A 20761-nucleotide genomic window follows, 5' to 3' on the forward strand; every position below is an offset into this window, starting at 1 on the left:
TGACTTACTCCTGAATCCAGTTCGGTTTGCGTTTCTCAAGAAAGGCGCTTAAGCCCTCTTGGCCTTCAGCACTGACGCGGATATCCGCAATACGCTGGGCTGTGTCATCGATCACTGCTGGGTCGATCACCTTGCTACTGACGGCAAAGATCAACTCCTTGGCTGCGTGCATCCCTTGCGGGCTGTTTTTTCGCAGCTGCTTGGTGAAGCGCGCTGCTGCATCGCTTAGCAGTTCGGATGTTGCCACGACCTCATGTACCAAACCGAAGTCACATGCTTGCTCCGCAGAGAAAGGCTCTGCGGTCAGGAAATAGCGGCGTGATTGACGCTCACCTATCGCGCGTACGACATAGGGGCTGATTACCGCTGGAATTAGGCCAATTTTTACCTCGCTCAAGCAGAATTGAGCCTCCGCTGAGGCGATCACAATATCGCAGCAGGCAGCAAGCCCAACCGCTCCGCCATAAGCGGCGCCTTGAACAAGACCAATGGTTGGTTTGTTTAAGCTATTTAAACGCTCCATCAGCTCAGCAAGGCGCCCTGCGTCTTCGAGGTTCTCTTGATGGGAGTTTTGTGCCATCCGCTTCATCCAAGCAAGGTCGGCGCCTGCGGAGAAGTTCTTGCCGTTAGAGCGTAAGATCAAGGCACGCACTGTGGTACTGTCAGACACCTCTTTTAAGCATGAGATCAACTGGTTGATAACATCATCATCAAAGGCGTTGTGTACCTCAGGGCGATTCAGGGTTAGCTGCGCAATCCCCTGATCATCGACCTCTAACAGAACACGAGTTGTATCAGTCATTTTCGTGCTCCTTACATACGGAAGACGCCGAAGCGTGTTTCGCCAACAGGTTTGTTCAGTGCAGCTGATAAGCCCATACCGATCACTTCACGTGTCTGGGCTGGATCAATAACACCATCATCCCAGAGGCGAGCCGATGCGTAGTAAGGGTGGCCCTGATGCTCGTAGGTATCGATGATCGGCTGTTTGAACTCCGCTTCCTCTGCTTCGCTCCAGCTCTCGCCGCGACGCTCTTTACCGTCCCGAGTTACCGTTGCCATTACGCCTGCTGCTTGCTCGCCGCCCATTACTGAGATTCGCGCATTGGGCCACATCCACAAGAAGTTAGGGCTGTAAGCACGGCCACACATGCCGTAGTTACCCGCACCAAAGGAGCCGCCAATCAGAACGGTAAGCTTTGGAACTTCAGCACAAGCAACCGCTGTCACCAGTTTGGCACCGTGCTTGGCTATCCCCTCAGATTCGTACTTCTGGCCTACCATGAAACCGGTAATGTTTTGCAGGAACAGTAATGGAATTTTGCGTTGGCAGCATAACTCGATAAAGTGCGCGCCTTTTTGAGCAGACTCGCTAAATAGGATGCCATTGTTGGCAATGATGCCAACCGGGTAACCGTAGATATGCGCAAAGCCGGTAACCAGTGTTGTGCCGTAGTTCTTTTTGAACTCATCGAACTGAGAGTCATCAACGATACGCGCAATCACTTCGCGAACATCAAATGGCTTTTTCAAGTCCGTACCCACGATGCCGTATAGCTCGTCTGCTGGATATCGCGGCGCTTGCGGTGCTTTGACATCCAGATCAAGTGGCTTTTTGCGGTTTAGGTTGGATACAACCGTACGCGCAATTTGCAGCGCGTGTTGATCGTTCTCTGCGTAATGGTCAGCAACACCAGAGACCTTACAGTGCACATCGGCACCCCCTAGGTCCTCTGCGGATACCACTTCACCGGTTGCGGCTTTCACCAGCGGTGGGCCTGCCAAGAAGATAGTGCCTTGGTTACGAACGATGATTGACTCATCAGCCATCGCTGGAACATAGGCGCCACCTGCTGTACAGAGGCCCATAACAACGGCGATCTGAGGAATACCTTTCGATGACATGCGCGCTTGGTTAAAGAAGATGCGCCCGAAATGGTCGCGATCTGGGAAAACGTCATCTTGCTGTGGCAAGTTGGCACCGCCAGAGTCCACCAAGTAGATACATGGCAGGTGGTTTTGCTCAGCGATCTCTTGCGCACGCAGGTGCTTTTTAACCGTAAGCGGGTAGTAGGTGCCGCCTTTTACCGTCGCATCATTCGCGATGATCATGCACTCTTGGCCGGACACGCGGCCGATACCGGTGATAATACCGGCAGCTGGAATAACGTCTTCGTAGACTTTATATGCTGCCATCTGCGACAGCTCCAAAAATGCTGAGCCTGGGTCGATCAACGTATTGATGCGGTCACGAGGGAGAAGTTTGCCGCGTGAGGTGTGGCGCTCTTGATATGAAGGGCCACCGCCTTGTTCAATAACGCCGACTTTTTCGCGCAGATCTTTTACTGCTTGCTCCATCAACTCTTGGCGAGCGAGGTAGTCTTCGGCGCGTGTGTTCACTTTGCTCTGGATTACTGACATAGCCTTTCCTCTCTGGTCTGAGGGGTGATGGGCACCCGTCAGACCTGTATCAGTCCTAAAATTAGAAGGTTTTTGCGAAGGGGAGCTTACTTGTTAAGGAACAGCTCGCGTCCGATCAACATACGGCGGATCTCAGAAGTCCCTGCGCCAATCTCGTAAAGCTTGGCATCGCGCAATAGACGACCTGTTGGGAACTCATTGATATAGCCGTTACCACCCAATAACTGAATCGCATCCAGAGCGATCTTAGTTGCCATTTCGGCCGAGTAGAGGATACAGCCAGCAGCATCTTTACGGGATGTTTCGCCGCGTTCTGCTGCCATACCGTTGAGGTAAACATAGGATTTTGATGCGTTCATCAGCGTGTACATATCGGCAATTTTGCCTTGTACCAGCTCGAATTCACCAATTGGCTGGCCAAACTGCTGGCGGTCGCGGATATAGGGTACGCAGATATCCATTGCCGCTTGCATGATGCCTAGCGGGCCACCGGATAAGACTAAACGTTCGTAGTCCAGGCCGCTCATCAATACTTTTACGCCACCGTTGAGTTCGCCCAGGATGTTCTCTTTAGGAACCGGGCAATCTTGGAACACTAGCTCACAGGTGTTTGATCCGCGCATACCCAGCTTGTCGAGTTTCTGGTGGCGGCTGAACCCTGGGAAGTCACGCTCAACGATAAAAGCTGTAATGCCACGTGGGCCAGCAGTGATATCAGTTTTAGCGTAGATAACATAGGTGTTGGCATCAGGACCGTTAGTGATCCACATCTTGTTGCCATTGAGTAGGTAGTGGTCACCGTTATCGCGCGCCGTTAGCTTCATAGATACCACGTCCGAACCTGCATTTGGCTCAGACATCGCCAATGCACCGATGTGCTCACCGCTGACAAGCTTAGGCAGGTATTTCTGCTTTTGCTCTTCGGTGCCGTTACGGTGAATCTGGTTAACGCAGAGGTTGGAGTGCGCACCGTATGATAGGCCAACAGAGGCAGACGCACGGCTGATCTCTTCCATCGCGATGATATGAGCAAGGTAGCCCATACCAACGCCACCGTAAGCTTCATCAACTGTAATACCGAGCAGGCCCATGTCGCCAAACTTGCGCCACAGGTCGTTCGGGAACTCGTTCTCTTGGTCAATTTGTTCTGCACGTGGCGCAATCTCCTGCGCCGCAAAGCTATTGACCTGCTCACGAAGCATGTCGATAGTTTCGCCCAGACCGAAGTTCAGTTCAGTGTATTGTGAGATCATAGTGACACCCTTACCCTTGGTTATCTTTCTCGCGCCTTGATTAGCTCAGGCGGAGTTTGCTTTTTGTTGTTTTTTGCTCGCCAGCTCTTCTAGTGCTTCTTGACAGCGCGCCTCAGCGCTATCCAGCTCCAGTTGAACCATCGCGATATCGTTAAGTTGTTGCTCCAGCGCGCTGCGGCGCTGGTGAATCTTGTCCAGTAGCAGTTTTAACTGCTTTTCACTGCCCGAGAGTGTTTCGTCCCAAAGGTCGAACAGTTCACGGGTTTCTGCCAGTGAGAAGCCTAAACGCTTCCCACGGAGGATCAGTTTGAGTCGCACACGGTCTTGGCGGCTGTAGATGCGCGTCTGGCCGCGGCGGCGTGGTGAGAGTAATCCTTGGTCTTCATAAAAACGGATACTGCGCGTTGTTACGTCGAACTCGCTCGCCAACTCACTGATTGAATAGGTAGCCTGTTTTTCCATATTTATTTACTTATTTTTTATTTCACAATGTATCGGAAGTTTACGTAAACGTAAAGCAAGAAAAGGGTGTGTCTAAAGTCTACCATAAAAGGTTTTTTTATTGTCATCTCACTGTTTTTTAACAGTTTTTTTGGGGTTGTTGGTGGTTAATGCAGGGTAGTAATACCAAAGTAGTACTTGGCTTTCAGTAAGGGAAATTGCTAATTTTGGATCACGGCTTACGCGAACGTAAGCAGGAAGCCACGCAGCCACGCACACAACAGTGCAACTGCACAATAAGAACAAAAGAGGCTTAGTATCCGCAATGAGTGCAGATAGTTCAGATTATGTTCTGGAAACCCAGAACCTGATTAAAGAGTTTAAGGGTTTTACCGCCGTCGATGATGTCAATCTGAAGGTTCAGCGTGGTCATATCCATGCGCTTATTGGGCCAAACGGCGCGGGCAAAACCACCGTATTCAACCTGTTGACCAAATTTTTGACGCCTACGTCGGGCCGAATTCTCTATAACGGCGACGATATTACGTCGATGAAGTCAGCTGCCATCGCCCGCAAAGGCGTGGTGCGTTCTTTCCAGATCTCTGCTGTGTTTCCACACCTCAGTGTTTTGGAGAATGTTCGTGTCGCTTTGCAGCGTAAAGAAGGGAATAGCTTCCATTTCTGGCGTCATGAAAGTGTATTAGACAACCTGAATGATCGTGCGGTGGAGTTGCTTGACTCAGTTGGTCTGGCTGATTTTGCAGACGCGACAACGGTTGACCTTTCGTACGGGCGCAAGCGCGCTCTGGAGATTGCTACAACATTGGCACTTGAGCCTGAACTGATGCTTCTCGACGAGCCGACTCAGGGTATGGGGCACGAAGATGTTGATGTCGTAGCGAACCTTATCAAGAAGGTATCCAAGGATCGCACGATCTTGATGGTAGAGCACAACTTGCACGTCGTATCTAAGTTAGCTGACCAGATTACCGTGTTGCAGCGTGGCGCTATCTTGACCGAGGGAACATACGAAAAAGTTTCGGCTGACCCACGTGTTAAAGAGGCATATCTCGGTGTTGCTGCAGATGAGTCGGAGGAAGCGGCATGAGTTCAACAGGTGAAAAGGTCCGCATCAGCGATCTACATGCATTTTACGGCGAATCGCACATCTTGCATGGCATCGATATGACCATCCAGCAAGGCGAGCTGGTAACGCTACTGGGCCGTAACGGTGCGGGTCGTTCTACAACGCTGAAGGCGATCATGAATATGGTGGGGCGCCGTACAGGTTCCATCGTAATCAACGGTAATGAAACGATTGATATGCCTGCACACCGTATCGCTCATCTTGGTATGGGTTTCTGCCCGGAGGAGCGCGGTATTTTCTCAAGCTTAAATGTTGAGGAAAACCTGATGCTGCCGCCATCGGTTCGTTCTGATGGTATGAGCGTGGAAGAGATCTATGAGATGTTTCCAAACTTGTACGAGCGCCGCATGAGTCAGGGGACTCGTTTGTCTGGCGGTGAGCAGCAGATGCTTGCGTTAGCGCGCATTCTTCGCACGGGTGCCAATATCTTGCTATTAGATGAAATTACCGAAGGCTTGGCACCCGTTATCGTCCAGAAACTGGGCGAAGTACTCATGAAGCTCAAAGAGCGTGGGTTAACCATTTTGCTGGTGGAGCAGAACTTCCGTTTTGCGGCGCCAATTGCTGATCGACATTATGTGATGGAGCACGGCCATATTGTCGAAGAAGTTCATGCACATGAACTCAAAGAGAAAACAGAGTTGCTGAATACCTATCTGGGCGTCTGAGCAGTTCAGATGTCTTCCTTGAAGTATAAAAATAAAAATCTCGAATCCAGGAGAGTGACGATGAAATCTATGAACAAAACCCTGCTGTCTGCTGCAATGGCTGTTGCAATGACTACGTCTGTAGCGCACGCAAATGTATCTGACGACAAAGTAAAAATTGGTGTCCTTGCGGACATGGGTGGTGTTTACGCTGATGTATGTGGCCCAGGCTGTGTGACAGCTGTTGAAATGGCCGTTGAAGATTTCGGTGGCAAAGTACTAGGCAAGCCAATTGAGATCGTTTCTGCCGACGACCAAAACAAACCAGATGTTGGTTCGGCTAAGGTTCGTGAGTGGGTTGAAAGCCAAGGCGTTGACGTTGTAACAGGTTTGGTTGCGTCGTCAGTGACAGGTGCTGTAACTAAAGTTACAACCGACAACAAAAAGATCGCGCTAATTGCTGCATCTGCAAGTAACGCGTTTACGACGAAAGCATGTTCTCCATACAACGCTCACTGGACTTACAACGTAGTTGCATTGGCTAACGGTACGGTTAAGCCAATGGTGCAATCAGGTAAGAAAAAGTGGTTCTTTATCACAGCTGATTACGCTTTCGGTCATGCACTAGAGGGCGTTGCATCTAAGGTTATCAAATCTGAAGGTGGTGAAGTGGTAGGTGCGGTTCGAGCACCGTTAGGTACAACTGACTTCTCCTCTTACATCCTACAGGCGCAAGCATCTGGTGCTGATGTTGTTGGCCTAGCAAATGCGGGTGCTGATTTCGTCAACTCCCTGAAAACTGCGGCTGAGTTCGGTCTTACTGAGATGATGGATGTTGCCGGCTTGCTCGTGTTTACACCAAACGCTCAAGCGCTTGATCCAGCTATCGCTGGTGGCATGAAAACAACAACGGGTTTCTACTGGGATCGCGATGCGGAAGCGCGCGAATGGAGTGCTCGCTTTAAAGAGCGTCACGGTAAAATTCCAGCAATGCCTCACGCTGGTGCTTACTCGGCAACGATGCACTACCTGAACTCTGTAAAAGAAGCAGGTACTGACGATTCTGACGCTGTAATGAAGGTAATGAAGGCTAACAAGCCAAATGACTTCTTCGCTAAGAACGCTTACCTACGTGCCGATGGCCGTATGGTTCACGACATGTACCTAGTGAACATCACAAAAGAGTCTGAGCGTAAGACTAGCGATAATATTTTCAATATCGAAAAAGTTATCCCAGGCGACCAAGCATTCGCACCAATGCTGCCTGAGTGTGAGTTCAAATAATAAAAACTAGCCCGTTCAGTTACTGAGTATCTGACCCTTGAGCCGCCCGCAGAGGTGGCTCAGGGCGGGCATTGTTCGCCTCTTACTTAGGTGGGAGCGAATTTTTGGGGTAAAACTATGGCGACGTTTCTAGGGATCAACCTATTTGCTCTATCTGGGCAGCTGCTGGTTGGCTTAATCAATGGTTCTTTCTACGCATTACTGAGTTTGGGCTTGGCGATCATCTTTGGTCTGCTTAAGATTATCAACTTTGCTCAGGGTGCGATGTACATGCTGGGTGCGTTTGCAGCGTTCCTAGCGCTTCAATACCTCGGTATGAATTACTGGTTTGCATTAATCTTCGTTCCATTAGCCGTCGGGGCGGTGGGCATCTTGATGGAGCGCTTCTTGATTCGCCCTATCGCAAACGAAGATCACCTATATTCACTCTTGCTGACATTTGGTTTTGCGCTGGTTTTGCAAGGGCTGTTTACTCATTGGTTTGGTTCTTCAGGTCTCCCTTACGCGATCCCAGATGAGCTCAAGGGTGGTACACGTCTGCCATTCATGTATCTGCCAAACTATCGCGCTTGGATTATCGTTGCGTCACTGATTGTCTGTGTCGGCACTTGGTGGATGATCGAAAAAACTAAACTCGGTGCATATTTGCGTGCGGGTACTGAAAACCCAGCGCTGATGCAGGCGTTTGGTATTAACGTTCCGCTAATGGTGACACTGACGTTCGGCTTTGGTGTTGCGCTTGCCGGCTTTGCTGGTGTTATGGCCGCACCTGTTTATTCCGTATCTCCAGAGATGGGATCTAATATCCTTATTGTCGTGTTTGCAATCGTAGTTATCGGCGGTATGGGTTCGATTGGCGGCGCGATCTTAACCGGCTTGGCGATGGGTGTGGTTGAAGGCTTGACTAAGTACTTCTACCCAGAAGCGTCTACGACGGTTATTTTCTTCGTAATGGTTATTGTGCTGCTGCTCAAGCCAGCTGGTTTATTTGGTAAAGAGGCGTAAGGAGTACAGCATGAAGATCTCTAAGTTTAATATCGCATTAGTTGGGCTCGGTCTGGTTGCACCTTTGGTTCTGTACCCTGTCTTCTTAATGAAAGTACTGTGCTTTGCACTATTTGCTTCCGCATTTAACCTGCTGCTCGGTTTTGTTGGCTTGCTATCTTTCGGACACGCCGTGTTCTTAGGTACCGGTGGTTACATTACTGGTTACCTAATGATGAACACCGGTATCACGCCAGAACTTGGTATTTTGGCAGGTACGGCTGCTGCGGCTATTCTGGGTGCGGTTTACGGTAAGCTTGCGGTAAAGCGCGAGGGTATCTATTTTGCGATGGTGACCTTGGCGCTTGCGCAGCTGATGTTCTTCGTTTACCTCCAGGCGCCTTTTACCGGCGGTGAAGATGGGCTACAGGGTGTTCCACGCGGAGAGCTGTTTGGCTTCATCGACCTGTCTGACAACATGAATATGTACTACTTCGTATTCGCGATTTTCCTAGCGGGCTTTTGGTTGATTAACCGCACGGTGCATTCACCTTTCGGGCAGGTGTTAAAGGCGATTCGCGAAAACGAAGCGCGTGCTACTTCATTGGGTTACAACGTCAACGACTATAAATGGGTTGCGTTTGTTATCTCGGCTGCGTTAGCTGGTATGGCAGGTTCTACCAAGACGCTCGTCTTCCAGTTGGCATCACTGACGGATGTTCACTGGCACATGTCGGGCGAGGTCGTGCTTATGACATTGTTAGGTGGTATGGGTACAATTTTTGGCCCGTTCGTTGGCGCTGCAACGATTGTCAGCATCCAAAACTTCCTATCGGGTGGTGAGCTTGGCAACTATATCCATATCATCATGGGTATTATCTTCATCGTATGTGTACTAGCGTTCCGTAGCGGTATCGTTGGTGAAATTCAGAAAGTTATTAAGCGTAACTTTAGTTAATTAGTCATCCCCAGCCCCTATGTCGCTATAGGGGCTTTTTTGTTACGCTGTAGTTAACGTTTACGTAAACTGAGGAATAAGGTAATGAGTCAGGATTCTGTAGTTATTGTTAGTGCCGCACGCACACCAATGGGTGGCATGATGGGAGCATTGAGCGATGTGCGTGCCCCAGATTTATGTGCTACGGCGATCAAGGCAGCGATTGAGCGTGCGGGTATCGAGGGTTCTGATGTTGATGAAGTCGTGATGGGATGTGTGCTGCCTGCAGGTTTGGGCCAAGCACCGGCACGTCAGGCTTCTCGTGCAGCTGGTATCCCTGATGCAGCGGGCGCGACAACAATTAACAAAATGTGTGGCTCTGGTATGAAAGCTGTCATGTTAGCGCATGATCAGATTATGGCTGGCCAGGTGGATGTTATGGTTGCAGGCGGTATGGAAAACATGAGTCAGTCACCTTACATTTTGCCAAAGGCTCGTGGTGGTATGCGAATGGGCCATGGCCAGGTTATTGACCATATGTTTTTTGATGGTCTTGAAGACGCCTACGAAGGCGGCTTGATGGGCACATATGCACAAAAGTCAGCTGACGATTATGCCGTCACTCGTGAAGCGATGGATGATTTTGCCATCAGCTCACTCGAGAAAGCACTTAAAGCGATCGAGACAGGTGCATTCAAAGACGAAATTACGCCGGTAACTGTGAAATCGCGTAAAGGGGACGTTGAAGTTGCTATCGATGAGCAGCCGGGTAATGCGCGCATTGATAAGATTCGTCAACTAAAGCCTGCCTTTAAAAAGGACGGTACGGTTACTGCGGCAAACTCAAGCTCTATCTCCGATGGTGGTTCAGCATTGGTATTGATGAAAGAGTCTGAGGCAAAAGCGCGTGGTTTGCAGCCACTAGCGCGTATCGCTGCTCACTCTACTCACGCACAACTCCCTGCTGAATTCACGATTGCGCCGATTGGAGCGATTGAGAAAGTCCTCGCTCGCGCAGGGTGGAGCAAAGATGATGTTGATCTTTATGAGATCAACGAAGCATTCGCGGTTGTGAGCATGTTGGCAATCTCTGAGCTAGGATTAGATGCCGATAAGGTCAATGTTAACGGCGGCGCTTGTGCGTTGGGTCATCCAATTGGTTCAAGTGGCTCGCGCATCTTGGTTACGCTGCTGTATGCACTTAAGAATGCGGGCAAGTCAAAAGGCGTTGCGTCTCTATGCATCGGCGGGGGCGAGGCAACGGCGGTTGCTGTTGAAATGCTCTAAATTTCAGCGCGTTTAGCAAACAAAGCTCCCGTATCGTTAAGATGCTGGAGCTTTTTGCTATGTAACGGGAAGTCGGATCGTAAATTCGCTCCCTTTATCCTCCTCGCTGATCACTTCAATACTGCCACCGTGGCTTTCGACAATGCCGTAAGAGATAGACATACCCATCCCTGTTCCCTTGCCCACGTCTTTGGTGGTGAAAAACGGAACAAAAATATTACTCACCACGCTTTCTGGCATACCGCAGCCGTTGTCGCTAATAGTAATGAGGATCTCACTCCCGTTGAGGTAAGTTTTGATGCTGATCTTCGGTTGGGAACGGCCATCGAGGGCATCAGCTGCATTCGTCAGTAGGTTTAGAATGACCTGATTGAGCTCGCTAGGATTACAGTCGATGTTGGGTAGCGGTGCGAGGTGTTTTTCCACTTCAATATGCTCAAGCGGCAGTTTCAGCAACTTGAGTGTGCTCTCTATTCCTTCGTTAATATCAGCGCTTTGTCGCTTGGCAGGTTGGTCATAGGCGAAGTTTTTTAAGCTCTGCACAATGTTGGCAACTCGTTTTAAGCCTTCAAGTGTGTCTTCGAGTAACTCCTCGGCATCTTCATTGATGTATTCAAAATCATTAGCCTCAAGGTAGCTCCTTAAAGCGGGCACCATCGTCTCCCTCGGGTAATGAGTTTCCAGAAGCGTTTGTACGTGTTGGTATAACTGAAGGTAGCTTTGTAGCGTGGACACATTGCTGGCGACAAATGCCAAGGGGTTGTTAATTTCATGTGCAACACCGGCGGATAGTGTGCCAAGCGTTGCTAACTTTTCCTGCTTTAGCATCAGCGCTTGTTGTGACTTGAGCTTTTCGTAACTGTCTTCAAGCGCTTGGTTTTTCTTATAAATGATCCGGCTGGAATCTTCGAGTTGGCGCTCGGCCTCTAGGCGAGCGCGCTTTTCCCGCTCATAAGCTTTGATATAGGGGTTATCATCATTGCTCATCACCAAACTCCACGATTAAGTCGCAGTGGTCTGAACCGGTGTGCATGCACGTTGGGTGGCTGAGTGTGATAGGCGTTTGGTAGTGGTGAGCGGCGCCGCGAATTAATCCCTCGGCCAGTATGCAGAGTTTACGCGGCGAGCGGTACTCCATGAGCAGCGCACCACTGTCGAGCTGGGTGTACTCGAACGAGGGAAGGTTAGGGTCGTCATATAGTTTGCGGACTTCGGTGTGTATCACTTGATCGACACTGAGAAGAAAAGTCTTTAGGTCTGGTGCCTGCTCTATAAAAATAGGATAACGCTTCGCAAGTTCGCCAAACATATATTCACCTAACCCACTAATAATTTGCTCTGCTGGCGTTTCGAGCTTGGCGCTAGCTGCGTGTACGAGGGCGAACAAGTTCTCGTCTGGATAGCTCTTGCCGGCGGTGAAAGCGCCATCTTCATCGGGTAAAGCGGTTTCTAACAGCTCATTCCAAGCGGCCATACCACACTTTTCTATGACCATCTCTTCGAGTATATTGAATACGATACCTTTCATAGGTGGCCTCGCTTTTATTTGTGGCTCACTTGCAACTCCCTTGTTGCGTGAGCCTTGTTCTAGGGCGCTTTGGAGCGGTCAATGACGTACAACTCCAGCGGTGTGCGTTCGGTCTCCTCAAATGCTTTGAGACGTTTGATCGTTTCTTCGGTAAAAACATGCCCTTCTGGAAGCAGCATGATCTCGTTTTGATTCAGTAAGCTGCGTGTGAGCAACATGCCCGGGACCAGCTTTTCTAGCGAAATAATATGCTCATTGTCGCTAAGTGCTTGCTCTGATGTTAAACGGGAAACGAGAGCCGGTAGCAGGTCGACCAGCTCGCCATCATAAGCTCTACCAGCCCCCATGATGAGTAGCTCTATAGCACCTTGTGAGCTGGTTCGGGTCTTTTTGAGTTTGCCCTCAACCGCGTAGATGTAGTCTCTGGATACCGCGAGAATTTTTGAGCCTAGTGGTATCTGCTCTTTAGTGAGCTTGTCGGGAAAGCCGCTACCGTCTAACTGCTCGTATTGATGGCGAATAATTTCGGCTACACCGCTCAGTCCTGTTGCAGGCGCCAGCGCGACGTGGGCAGAGATGGGGTGAGATTTGAACCTGGTCAACTCCTCCGGTGTCATCAACTCGATAGGTTTGCTTAACAGCTCGGCAGGCTGGCCAAGGAGTCCCAGTTCCGCTAATAGCCCAGCGAGCTGAATTTCGCGGATTTTAGCTTTGTCCACACCGAGCTTTAAGCAAAACAGCTTACACAGCTCACCCGTTTTAACTGCAGCGCTGCCGCCTAAATGGGGGTTCAAGCTGATTAAGTTGTAGAATGTACGAATCGTAGAGTTGAGGTTGTCTCTAACTTGTAGGTTGGCTTTCTCGAGCTTCGCCAGTGCCATCCGAATCTGCTCGGTGCGCTGATTTACCTTCTCTTCGAGCTGTTCATTCATGCCTTGCAGCTGTTTGTTTTGTGCTTCCACTTGCACTAGCAAACGCTTGTTCTCTCGCTCTAATCTGACGCGCTCTAAGGACTGCTCAAGTATCAAGAGCAGATCCTCATTGTTCCACGGTTTTTGGATGTAGCGATGGATCTGTCCATCGTTGACCGCTTTGATCGTCGAGTCCATGTCCGAATAGCCGGTCAACAGGATGCGAATGCAGTTGGGGTGTTGCGTTGCGACCTCAGTTAAAAAGTCTGCGCCAGACATCTCGGGCATACGCATATCTGAGATAACAAGATCGATGTTTTGCTCGGCCATAATCTTGAGCCCTTCTGCTCCGCTTAATGCTGGAAACACTTTATAGGGACCCTGTCGCAGCAGGCGGCGAAGTGCTTTAACAACGCTCTCTTCATCATCGACGCATAGGATGTTCCACGTGAGCGGTGCTTCAGGAGTAGCAGGGCTTTGCGCAATGCCGGCTGTGGTATCTGGCATAAACAACCTCATTATTATTAATAACTTAAGTGTTACTCATAGGCTCCGATGAAGTTAACTGTTTTGCCCATGAAAACTGCGCACTTTTACAAGAAAAGACTATGTTTTAAGTGTAAGCGAGATTTTTATGAACGCGAATGTAATCGTGAAATCTTGTTTTACTGTTTGATATTTAGGCTGTTGTATTGTGTTTGACGCAGTCTTCTTGCGGCTTTTAGTGTTGGGATGTTCGATCAATAATGCAGGCGTAGTAACGATGATCGAACGCCACGATATTGGGTGCATAACGATGGTGAAGGCATGAATAGGTCACGTCTAGCAACAGGCATTGTCAGGCTAACCGCGATCAGCACGCTACTACTTGGGAGCCTGTTAGCGGTACTTGTGGCATACCGAGTAGGTAGTTTCATGGAGGCGTCTGAACAGCAGCGGATTGAGAAAGAGATTGCTCTAATCGTCGCGCGCTTTGACCGTTTTATTGATGACCGAGTAACCATTTTGCGTGACCATGCCGAGTTCTCTGTACTAGCGCATGGTGTTATCCAGCCAGACTCAATGGCAGGTTATGTCAGTGATTTCATGTATGGCTTTCAAGTGCTGGGTCGGCAATATAAAGAAACACTTGTAGACCCTTTGGGTAAAACCATATCCACGACGCAGGAGCACCCGTCAATCCACTACAAGGGTGCCGATTGGTTAACCACGTTTATTGCCGGCAGTCAGCCTACTGCTAAACAGCCTGCTCATATATCGCTTAATGCGGTTGCTGGAAACCTCTACTGGCGTATCGCCCTGCCAGTATTCTCCTTAGATAAACCAGCCGGCGCGCTGATAACTGAAATTCCCTTTGACGAGCTTCGTCAGTCAAAAGAGTGGGCTGCCGTGTGGGATGGTATTGCGTTGGACATTCTGAAAAATAACGTTGCTGTGGCTCAGTTAGGGAGCCGTGTAACAGGCGATCTGATTCGAGTGCCGTGGCCAAAAGCGGGTTTGGAGTTCTCTTTTGTCGTCGACGATCGCGTTGTCAGAGAGGAGGGCGCCGCACTTATTACCAGCTTGGTTGTGCTCATCGTTTTGATGTCGTTGATTATCACTGGCATTGCTTTTTTCTGGAGTAAGAAGCAGCTCGCTGAGCCGATTAGCGAACTGAGCCAAGGCGTTAAGTTGTTGTGGAGTGGCAAGATTTCGCGCCTCAAGGAGAATCACAGTTGGTACGAAACCGCGCAGATGGCGCGCAGTATCAATGAGATGTATGACACGCTCTTAAAACGTGAGAAAGAGTTAAAGCACAGTCATGATCGCTTAGTTGAGGCGAATGATGAGCTGCAGCGAAGCCAAAAGTATCTTGTGCAGTCAGAGAAAATGGCGGGTCTTGGCACGATGGCAGCCGGTGTTGCACACGAGATCAACAACCCTATTGGGTTTGTGAAAAGTAACTTGGGCTCACTACAAAATTATGCCGGCTCACTCGAGGCTTATGTTCGGGATGTGGACAGTGCGGTTGCGCATTCAAACGAGATTGCTGCGTTAAAAGATCAATTAAATGCGTTGAAAGAGCAACACGATATCGATTTTCTCATTGAAGATATTGAGCCGTTATTAAGTGAATCGATGGAGGGTATCCAGCGCGTTTCTGGCATTGTGGCCGGACTAAAAGACTTTGCGCGGGTGGACTCCGGGGCGTTTGAGGCTGCTGATATCAACGAAGGTGTGCGCAGTACGCTTAAGGTTGTTTGGAACGAGCTGAAGTACCATTGCACTGTGCATGAGAGTTACGATCAGCTACCGCAGGTGATCTGTAACATTGGCCAATTGAATCAGGTTTTCATGAATTTAATCGTCAATGCTTCACAAGCTATACAAGGCTCTGGAGATATCTTTATTTCTACCCAGTCCGAAGATAGCTGCGTTGTGATCAAAGTGCGTGATACCGGTAGCGGTATGGATGAGCGCACCAAGAAGAGCCTGTTTAATCCGTTCTTTACTACAAAGCCTGCCGGCAAGGGTACCGGGCTTGGGCTATCGATCAGTCATGGCATTGTCGAGAAGCATGGAGGGGTTATTTCAGTCGAGAGTCAAGTGGGTGAGGGCACAACCTTTACTGTGCGCCTACCGCTAAAACCACCACACGTTGATGTTACTGAGGAGCAACAGCATGCAGAAGAAACTACTGCTGGTTGATGACGAAGTAGCCATTCTCAAAGCGTTACGGCGGCTTTTTAAACGAGCTGGTTTCGCTGTGCAAATAGCAGAGTCTGGTAAAGAAGCGCTGGCATTGATGGAGCATGAGGACTTTCATGTCGTAATGACAGATTTTCGGATGCCTCATATGACCGGTGGTGAGCTTGTTGCCGAGGTGCAAGCTCGTTTCCCGGATACGGTCTGTATGATTCTAAGCGGCTATGCCGACCTGCAGTCTGTACTACTCGCGCTCAATAGCGGCGCGGTATACAAGTTCCTCGAGAAACCTTGGGACGATGCAGCGCTAGTGGAAGAGGTGGAACAGGCTTATCTGCATTGGGAGGATTTGCAAAAGCGAGCAGGGCTGACACGCCTTGGGGCGGAAAGCCTCGCATTGGTTGAGGTAGATCATAATGGCATGATCTATGCAATCAACCCTGCGGCGTGTCAGCAGCTTAGTATTGAACAGAGCAGTGCGATGGGGCACTCGGTTATTCAGTTCCTACCCTTGATGAGAAAGGAGCAGTTTGACCTACTCTTTAGTTTACGTGGTGGTCATATTGAACTGGTTGATCTTGACCAAGAGCGTGCTCTCCATCTGCGCAGTAAGCCTGCGTGTAACCAGCGCTGGATTTTGAGTATCGAAGCCCACAACCGCACTGCCGTTTTAGGTGTACGGCAATTGTTGGACCGGTCCGAGGTGATCTCGCACCTTGATTCAGTGATGGCTGCCGAGCAGCCCTCGGTTATGGTGGCCTATCTCGACTTGAGTGGGTTTAGAAACTTTAACGACTACCTTGGCTACAGTGAAGCTGACCGTATCTTATCTCGGGTGGCTGAGTTATTGGTTGCGAATAAACCCTTGCATAGCATCATCGGTCGTATGGGCGGTGATGAGTTTGTGATGCTCGCCGCAGATATCGGGGATATGCAACAGGGGATCAATCTAATCCGTGAGCTACTGCAACCGTTTGAACGCTTGATCCCTTTTGACGGTCGTGATCTGCATATCAGCTTCAATGCTGGGTTTGCGATCGGACCGGAGGATGGAGCTAACTCTGAGGTGCTCTTACAAAACGCGCAAGCCGCTTGCATTTATGCTAAGTCACGCGGGCGGAGCTTTTATCCGCGCTATCATCAAGCGATGAATGAACGTCGGCGAGATTTGGTACGTTTGCAAAGCGATCTCTATCGTGCGCTGGAGTGCGAGCAGTTCTCGGTGGTTTATCAGCCCAAAGTATGTCTTCAGAGTGGCAATATCGTCGGTGCTGAAGCTCTATTGCGTTGGCAGCATGAAGAGCACGGAGCGGTTTCTCCCGCCGAGTTTATTCCCCTAGCGGAGTCGAGCGGTTTGATTGAGTCGATTGGCGAGTGGGTGCTAGCGTCGGCAAGCAGCCAGAGCCGCGCATGGCATGAAGAGGGACTGCCGCCATTTCTGGTATCGGTCAATTTGTCGGGGCGTCAGCTCCAGATGGGAAGCTTGGTGGAGCGCGTGCGCTTTGTCTTGGATAACACCGGACTAGATCCAGAGCAGTTAGAGCTAGAGGTGACCGAAACGTTTCTGATGCAGGACATCTCCCAGAGCTTGATACTACTGGAAGAGATCAAAGCTTTGGGAGTTCGGCTGGCCATTGACGACTTTGGAACAGGCTATTCCTCGCTTAACTATCTGCATCGTTTACCCATCGATACGTTGAAGATTGATCGCTCTTTTATCGTCGATTTGGAGCGTAGCTCAGAAACCTATGATTTAGTGAGAAACGTGATCCATATGTCCCACGACCTAGGGCTTCGCGTGGTAGCCGAAGGGGTAGAGACTCAGGTTCAGTTGGATATGCTGCGCGAGCTCGCTTGTGATGAGATTCAGGGCTACTATTTCAGCCCTCCCGTTAGTCCAGAGGCGTTTCGTCGTTTGCTGGCGCAGCAGCGCGTATTTGATATCTGCACAGGGCGCAAAGAGAGCCCGGTCGCATTGTGATGGCTTATATCCAAGGTCAATATCCGCTACTATTTGCCTCCTATTAATGAGGAGAGCCACCCCGTGACACTGTTTCGCCCCTGTATCGATCTACACCAAGGAAAAGTTAAGCAGATTGTAGGCGGTAGCCTAAATGACGATGGTGCAAAAACGAATTTCGTTAGCGACAACGATGCTGCGTTCTACGCCGGCCTTTATCGTCAGCATCAGCTCACAGGTGGACACGTGATAGCACTTGGCCCGGGGAATAAAGAGCAGGCGTTGTTAGCATTATCGGCATGGCCCGGCGGATTGCAGTTTGGCGGCGGTGTTAACCCAGACAACGCTGCGGAGTATCTTGATGCAGGTGCATCCCATGTCATCGTCACTTCGTATCTTTTCGAGGGCGATACCTTCTCTTTTGAGCGGCTTGAGCGCATGAAAGCAGCCGTCGGCGCCGACAAGCTTGTCCTGGACCTCAGCTGTCGACGTACTGAGAATGGTTGGAATATCGCAACCAACCGGTGGCAAACCGTAACTCAGTTGTCGATTACAGAACAAACGCTGGCGCAACTCGAACAGCACTGTGCTGAGTTTTTGATTCATGCGGCCGATGTTGAGGGGCTGCAGGGCGGTATCGATCAAGAGCTGGTTAGCTTCTTGGGAGAGCATACAAGTATCCCTGTGACATACGCCGGTGGTGCTCGATCTTTAGAGGATCTGAAACAGGTTGATGCCTTATCGAGCGGGCGCGTTGATTTAACGATTGGCAGTGCGTTAGATATTTTTGGTGGCAACGGCGTGACGTTAGAGGAGTGCTTAGACTGGAATCAACAACACTCCGCTGGTTAACGCCCTTCTTATATTCCGCGCTTGTGCTTGGCAAGCGCGGATTCGTTAGACTATTCACCGCTCACCGCTCACCGCTCACCGCTCACCGCTCACCGCTCACCGCTCACCGCTCACCGCTCACCGCTCACCGCTCACCGCTCACCGCTCACCGCTCACCGCTCACCGCTCACCGCTCACCGCTCACCGCTATTTATTCCTCTATGGAATGACTATTAGTAAAATTATGAATTTGTATAATTTGAATGAGTTGCATAGGATAGCGTCTAACAAAGCTTAATAAGCTGTATAAGACAAGAAAGACTAGAGCCGTAATAGAGCAATTACGAAAGGAGCACTCCGATGGCTGGTAAGACGCTTTACGATAAGTTGTGGGATCAGCATCTTGTTCGACAGAACGAAGATGGCAGTTCATTAATTTACATTGATCGTCAGATCCTGCATGAGGTGACCTCGCCCCAAGCTTTCGAAGGCCTGCGCCTTGCCGGACGCCAGCCTTGGCGGATCGATGCCAATTTGGCAACGCCAGACCATAACGTTCCGACCACGGCCCGTAGTGGCGGCGTTGATGAAATTGTCGACCCTGTTTCACGTATTCAGGTTAAGACGCTTGACCAAAACTGCGATGATTTCGATATTGTTGAGTTCAAAATGAACGATACACGCCAAGGTATCGTGCACGTGGTTGGGCCTGAGCAAGGTATGACTTTGCCGGGTACAACAGTAGTTTGTGGTGATTCACACACCTCAACACACGGTGCATTTGGTGCGCTGGCGCATGGTATTGGCACCTCTGAGGTGGAGCATGTTTTGGCGACTCAATGTTTGATCGCCAAAAAGATGAAAAACATGCTTGTGCGTGTTGATGGTGAGTTGGGCGCAGGTGTAACGGCAAAAGATGTTGTGCTGCATATTATCGGTGTCATTGGTACCGCAGGTGGTACCGGTTATGCCATCGAGTTTGGCGGCTCTGCGATGCGTAGCATCACAATGGAAGGCCGTATGACGATCTGCAACATGGCGATCGAAGCGGGCGCGCGCGTTGGTTTGGTTGCGGTGGATGAAGCAACAATCGACTATTTTAAAGGCCGTCCGTTCTCACCATCTGAAGCGCAATGGGATGCTGCTGTTGCTGCTTGGCGTGAGCTGGTTTCTGATGATGATGCCCAGTTTGATAAAGTGGTTGAGATCAAAGCTGAAGATATCATCCCGCAAGTGACGTGGGGTACGTCACCAGAGATGGTGGTTGATGTGAAGTCAACCGTGCCTGATCCAGACAAAGAAGCAGATCCGGTCAAAGCTGACGGGATTCGTCGAGCATTGAGCTACATGGGCTTATCTGCGAATCAAAAGATTACTGATATAGCGTTAGATCGTGTATTTATTGGCTCATGCACTAATTCACGTATCGAAGATATGCGTGCGGCGGCTGCGGTCGTGAAAGGCCGTAAAGTGGCTGATAACGTTAAGCAAGCGTTGGTTGTGCCGGGCTCGGGCTTGGTGAAAGCGCAAGCGGAAGAGGAAGGTCTTGATAAGATCTTCATCGAAGCGGGGCTTGAATGGCGTGAGCCGGGCTGTTCTATGTGCTTGGCGATGAACCCAGATAAGTTGGGTAATGGTGAGCACTGTGCTTCAACGTCTAACCGTAACTTCGAGGGCCGTCAGGGCTTTGGTGGGCGTACGCATCTTGTGAGCCCCGCGATGGCGGCTGCGGCAGCCGTGACGGGGCACTTCGTGGATGTGCGTGAGTTGGTAGCAGAGTAAGGAGCGGTCAAATGAAAAAATTTACGAGTCACACAGGTATCACCGCGCCATTAGATCGCGCAAATGTTGATACGGATATGATTATTCCAAAGCAGTTTTTGAAATCGATCAAGCGTTCGGGGTTTGGCCCCAACTTGTTTGATGAACTGCGCTACATGGACGAAGGGCAGCCCGATCAAGATTGCTCTGGCCGTCCTCTCAACCCAGATTTCGTGCTTAACCAAGCACGCTATCAAGGTGCAAGCATTATGTTGGCGCGCGAGAACTTTGGTTGTGGTTCAAGCCGTGAGCACGCGCCATGGGCGTTGGATGACTTTGGTATCCGTTGTGTTATCGCGCCAAGCTTTGCTGATATTTTCTACAATAACTGCTTTAAGAATGGTCTTTTGCCGATCGTCTTAGACGAAGCGCAAGTCGATCAGCTATTTAAGGAAGTTGAAGCTGAGCAGGGGTATCAGCTAACGGTGGATCTAGAGCGTCAGGTGGTGGTTACGCCATCAGGTACTGAGTTCGCGTTTGACGTGGATGCATTCCGTAAACATTGTTTGCTAAACGGGTTAGATGATATCGGTTTAACGCTTCAGCAGGCTGACGATATTAAGGCTTATGAAACTCGCCGCCGCCAAGAAGCGCCTTGGCTATTCGATGCGATCAAGTAACAGA

Annotated in this window: 18 protein-coding genes; 11 read left to right on the forward strand and 7 right to left on the reverse strand. The window is 50.0% G+C overall.

Annotated elements, in window-relative coordinates; translation table 11 throughout:
• Positions 1-4 precede the first annotated feature (4 nt).
• The 4 genes from EOE65_RS01285 to EOE65_RS01300 all read right to left on the reverse strand — a co-directional run bounded on the left by EOE65_RS01285 (position 5) and on the right by EOE65_RS01300 (position 4136).
• Positions 5-802 (reverse strand): enoyl-CoA hydratase/isomerase family protein, encoded by a 798-nt coding sequence (locus tag EOE65_RS01285; RefSeq protein ID WP_127692482.1) that lies wholly within the window; start codon positions 800-802, stop codon positions 5-7.
• A gap of 11 nt (positions 803-813) precedes the next feature.
• Entirely contained in the window at positions 814-2421 is a 1608-nt protein-coding gene (locus tag EOE65_RS01290) for a carboxyl transferase domain-containing protein (RefSeq protein WP_127692483.1), read from the reverse strand.
• An 86-nt stretch (positions 2422-2507) separates the two neighbouring features.
• A complete protein-coding gene (locus EOE65_RS01295) occupies positions 2508-3674 on the reverse strand; it encodes an isovaleryl-CoA dehydrogenase (RefSeq protein ID WP_127692484.1) in 1167 nt (388 codons plus the stop codon).
• Positions 3675-3719: 45 nt separating this feature from the next.
• Positions 3720-4136, reverse strand: coding sequence for a MerR family transcriptional regulator (locus EOE65_RS01300; RefSeq protein WP_127692485.1), 417 nt, complete (start codon positions 4134-4136; stop codon positions 3720-3722).
• A gap of 304 nt (positions 4137-4440) precedes the next feature.
• Between EOE65_RS01300 and EOE65_RS01305 the strand changes: the two genes are divergently transcribed.
• The 6 genes from EOE65_RS01305 to EOE65_RS01330 all read left to right on the forward strand — a co-directional run bounded on the left by EOE65_RS01305 (position 4441) and on the right by EOE65_RS01330 (position 10401).
• Complete coding sequence (locus EOE65_RS01305; protein ID WP_127692486.1) at positions 4441-5223, forward strand: ABC transporter ATP-binding protein; 783 nt, start codon at positions 4441-4443, stop codon at positions 5221-5223.
• Complete coding sequence (locus tag EOE65_RS01310) at positions 5220-5930, forward strand: ABC transporter ATP-binding protein (RefSeq protein ID WP_127692487.1); 711 nt, start codon at positions 5220-5222, stop codon at positions 5928-5930. The genes EOE65_RS01305 and EOE65_RS01310 overlap by 4 nt, the downstream gene beginning before the upstream one ends.
• A 60-nt stretch (positions 5931-5990) precedes the next feature.
• Positions 5991-7193: an ABC transporter substrate-binding protein gene (locus EOE65_RS01315; protein ID WP_127692488.1), complete on the forward strand. Its 1203-nt coding sequence runs from the start codon at positions 5991-5993 to the stop codon at positions 7191-7193.
• A 117-nt stretch (positions 7194-7310) separates the two neighbouring features.
• Positions 7311-8198, forward strand: a complete 888-nt coding sequence (locus tag EOE65_RS01320) for a branched-chain amino acid ABC transporter permease (protein ID WP_127692489.1) — start codon at positions 7311-7313, stop codon at positions 8196-8198.
• 10 nt (positions 8199-8208) lie between these two features.
• Positions 8209-9135 carry a branched-chain amino acid ABC transporter permease gene (locus tag EOE65_RS01325; RefSeq protein WP_127692490.1) on the forward strand — a complete coding sequence of 309 codons (927 nt, stop codon included), beginning with the start codon at positions 8209-8211 and terminating at the stop codon, positions 9133-9135.
• An 84-nt stretch (positions 9136-9219) separates the two neighbouring features.
• Positions 9220-10401, forward strand: coding sequence for a thiolase family protein (locus EOE65_RS01330; RefSeq protein WP_127692491.1), 1182 nt, complete (start codon positions 9220-9222; stop codon positions 10399-10401).
• Positions 10402-10458: 57 nt separating this feature from the next.
• On the opposite strand, the gene EOE65_RS01335 is transcribed toward EOE65_RS01330, so the two are convergent.
• Genes EOE65_RS01335 through nosR form a run of 3 tightly spaced genes read right to left on the reverse strand, consistent with a single transcriptional unit; the run spans position 10459 to position 13347 of the window.
• Positions 10459-11388 (reverse strand): sensor histidine kinase, encoded by a 930-nt coding sequence (locus tag EOE65_RS01335; RefSeq protein WP_127692492.1) that lies wholly within the window; start codon positions 11386-11388, stop codon positions 10459-10461.
• Positions 11378-11929 carry a heme NO-binding domain-containing protein gene (locus EOE65_RS01340; RefSeq protein WP_127692493.1) on the reverse strand — a complete coding sequence of 184 codons (552 nt, stop codon included), beginning with the start codon at positions 11927-11929 and terminating at the stop codon, positions 11378-11380. Before EOE65_RS01340 ends, EOE65_RS01335 begins: the two co-directional genes overlap by 11 nt.
• A gap of 59 nt (positions 11930-11988) precedes the next feature.
• Positions 11989-13347 carry a response regulator c-di-GMP phosphodiesterase, NosR family gene (gene nosR / locus EOE65_RS01345; RefSeq protein WP_164846986.1) on the reverse strand — a complete coding sequence of 453 codons (1359 nt, stop codon included), beginning with the start codon at positions 13345-13347 and terminating at the stop codon, positions 11989-11991.
• A gap of 300 nt (positions 13348-13647) precedes the next feature.
• On the opposite strand from nosR, the gene EOE65_RS01350 reads away from it, so the two are divergent.
• The 5 genes from EOE65_RS01350 (at position 13648) to leuD (ending at position 20757) form a co-directional block, all read left to right on the forward strand.
• Positions 13648-15528, forward strand: a complete 1881-nt coding sequence (locus EOE65_RS01350; RefSeq protein WP_127692495.1) for a sensor histidine kinase — start codon at positions 13648-13650, stop codon at positions 15526-15528.
• On the forward strand, positions 15503-17506 hold the full coding sequence (locus EOE65_RS01355; protein ID WP_164846987.1) for a putative bifunctional diguanylate cyclase/phosphodiesterase: 2004 nt from the start codon (positions 15503-15505) through the stop codon (positions 17504-17506). Before EOE65_RS01350 ends, EOE65_RS01355 begins: the two co-directional genes overlap by 26 nt.
• Positions 17507-17569: 63 nt before the next feature.
• Positions 17570-18337: a phosphoribosylformimino-5-aminoimidazole carboxamide ribotide isomerase gene (hisA, locus tag EOE65_RS01360; protein ID WP_127692497.1), complete on the forward strand. Its 768-nt coding sequence runs from the start codon at positions 17570-17572 to the stop codon at positions 18335-18337.
• A gap of 339 nt (positions 18338-18676) precedes the next feature.
• Positions 18677-20098, forward strand: a complete 1422-nt coding sequence (gene leuC, locus EOE65_RS01365) for a 3-isopropylmalate dehydratase large subunit (protein ID WP_127692498.1) — start codon at positions 18677-18679, stop codon at positions 20096-20098.
• 11 nt (positions 20099-20109) lie between these two features.
• A complete protein-coding gene (gene leuD, locus EOE65_RS01370; RefSeq protein ID WP_127692499.1) occupies positions 20110-20757 on the forward strand; it encodes a 3-isopropylmalate dehydratase small subunit in 648 nt (215 codons plus the stop codon).
• Positions 20758-20761 lie beyond the last annotated feature (4 nt).

This window comes from Neptunomonas marina, assembly GCF_004005935.1.
Classification (GTDB): domain Bacteria; phylum Pseudomonadota; class Gammaproteobacteria; order Pseudomonadales; family Balneatricaceae; genus Neptunomonas; species Neptunomonas marina.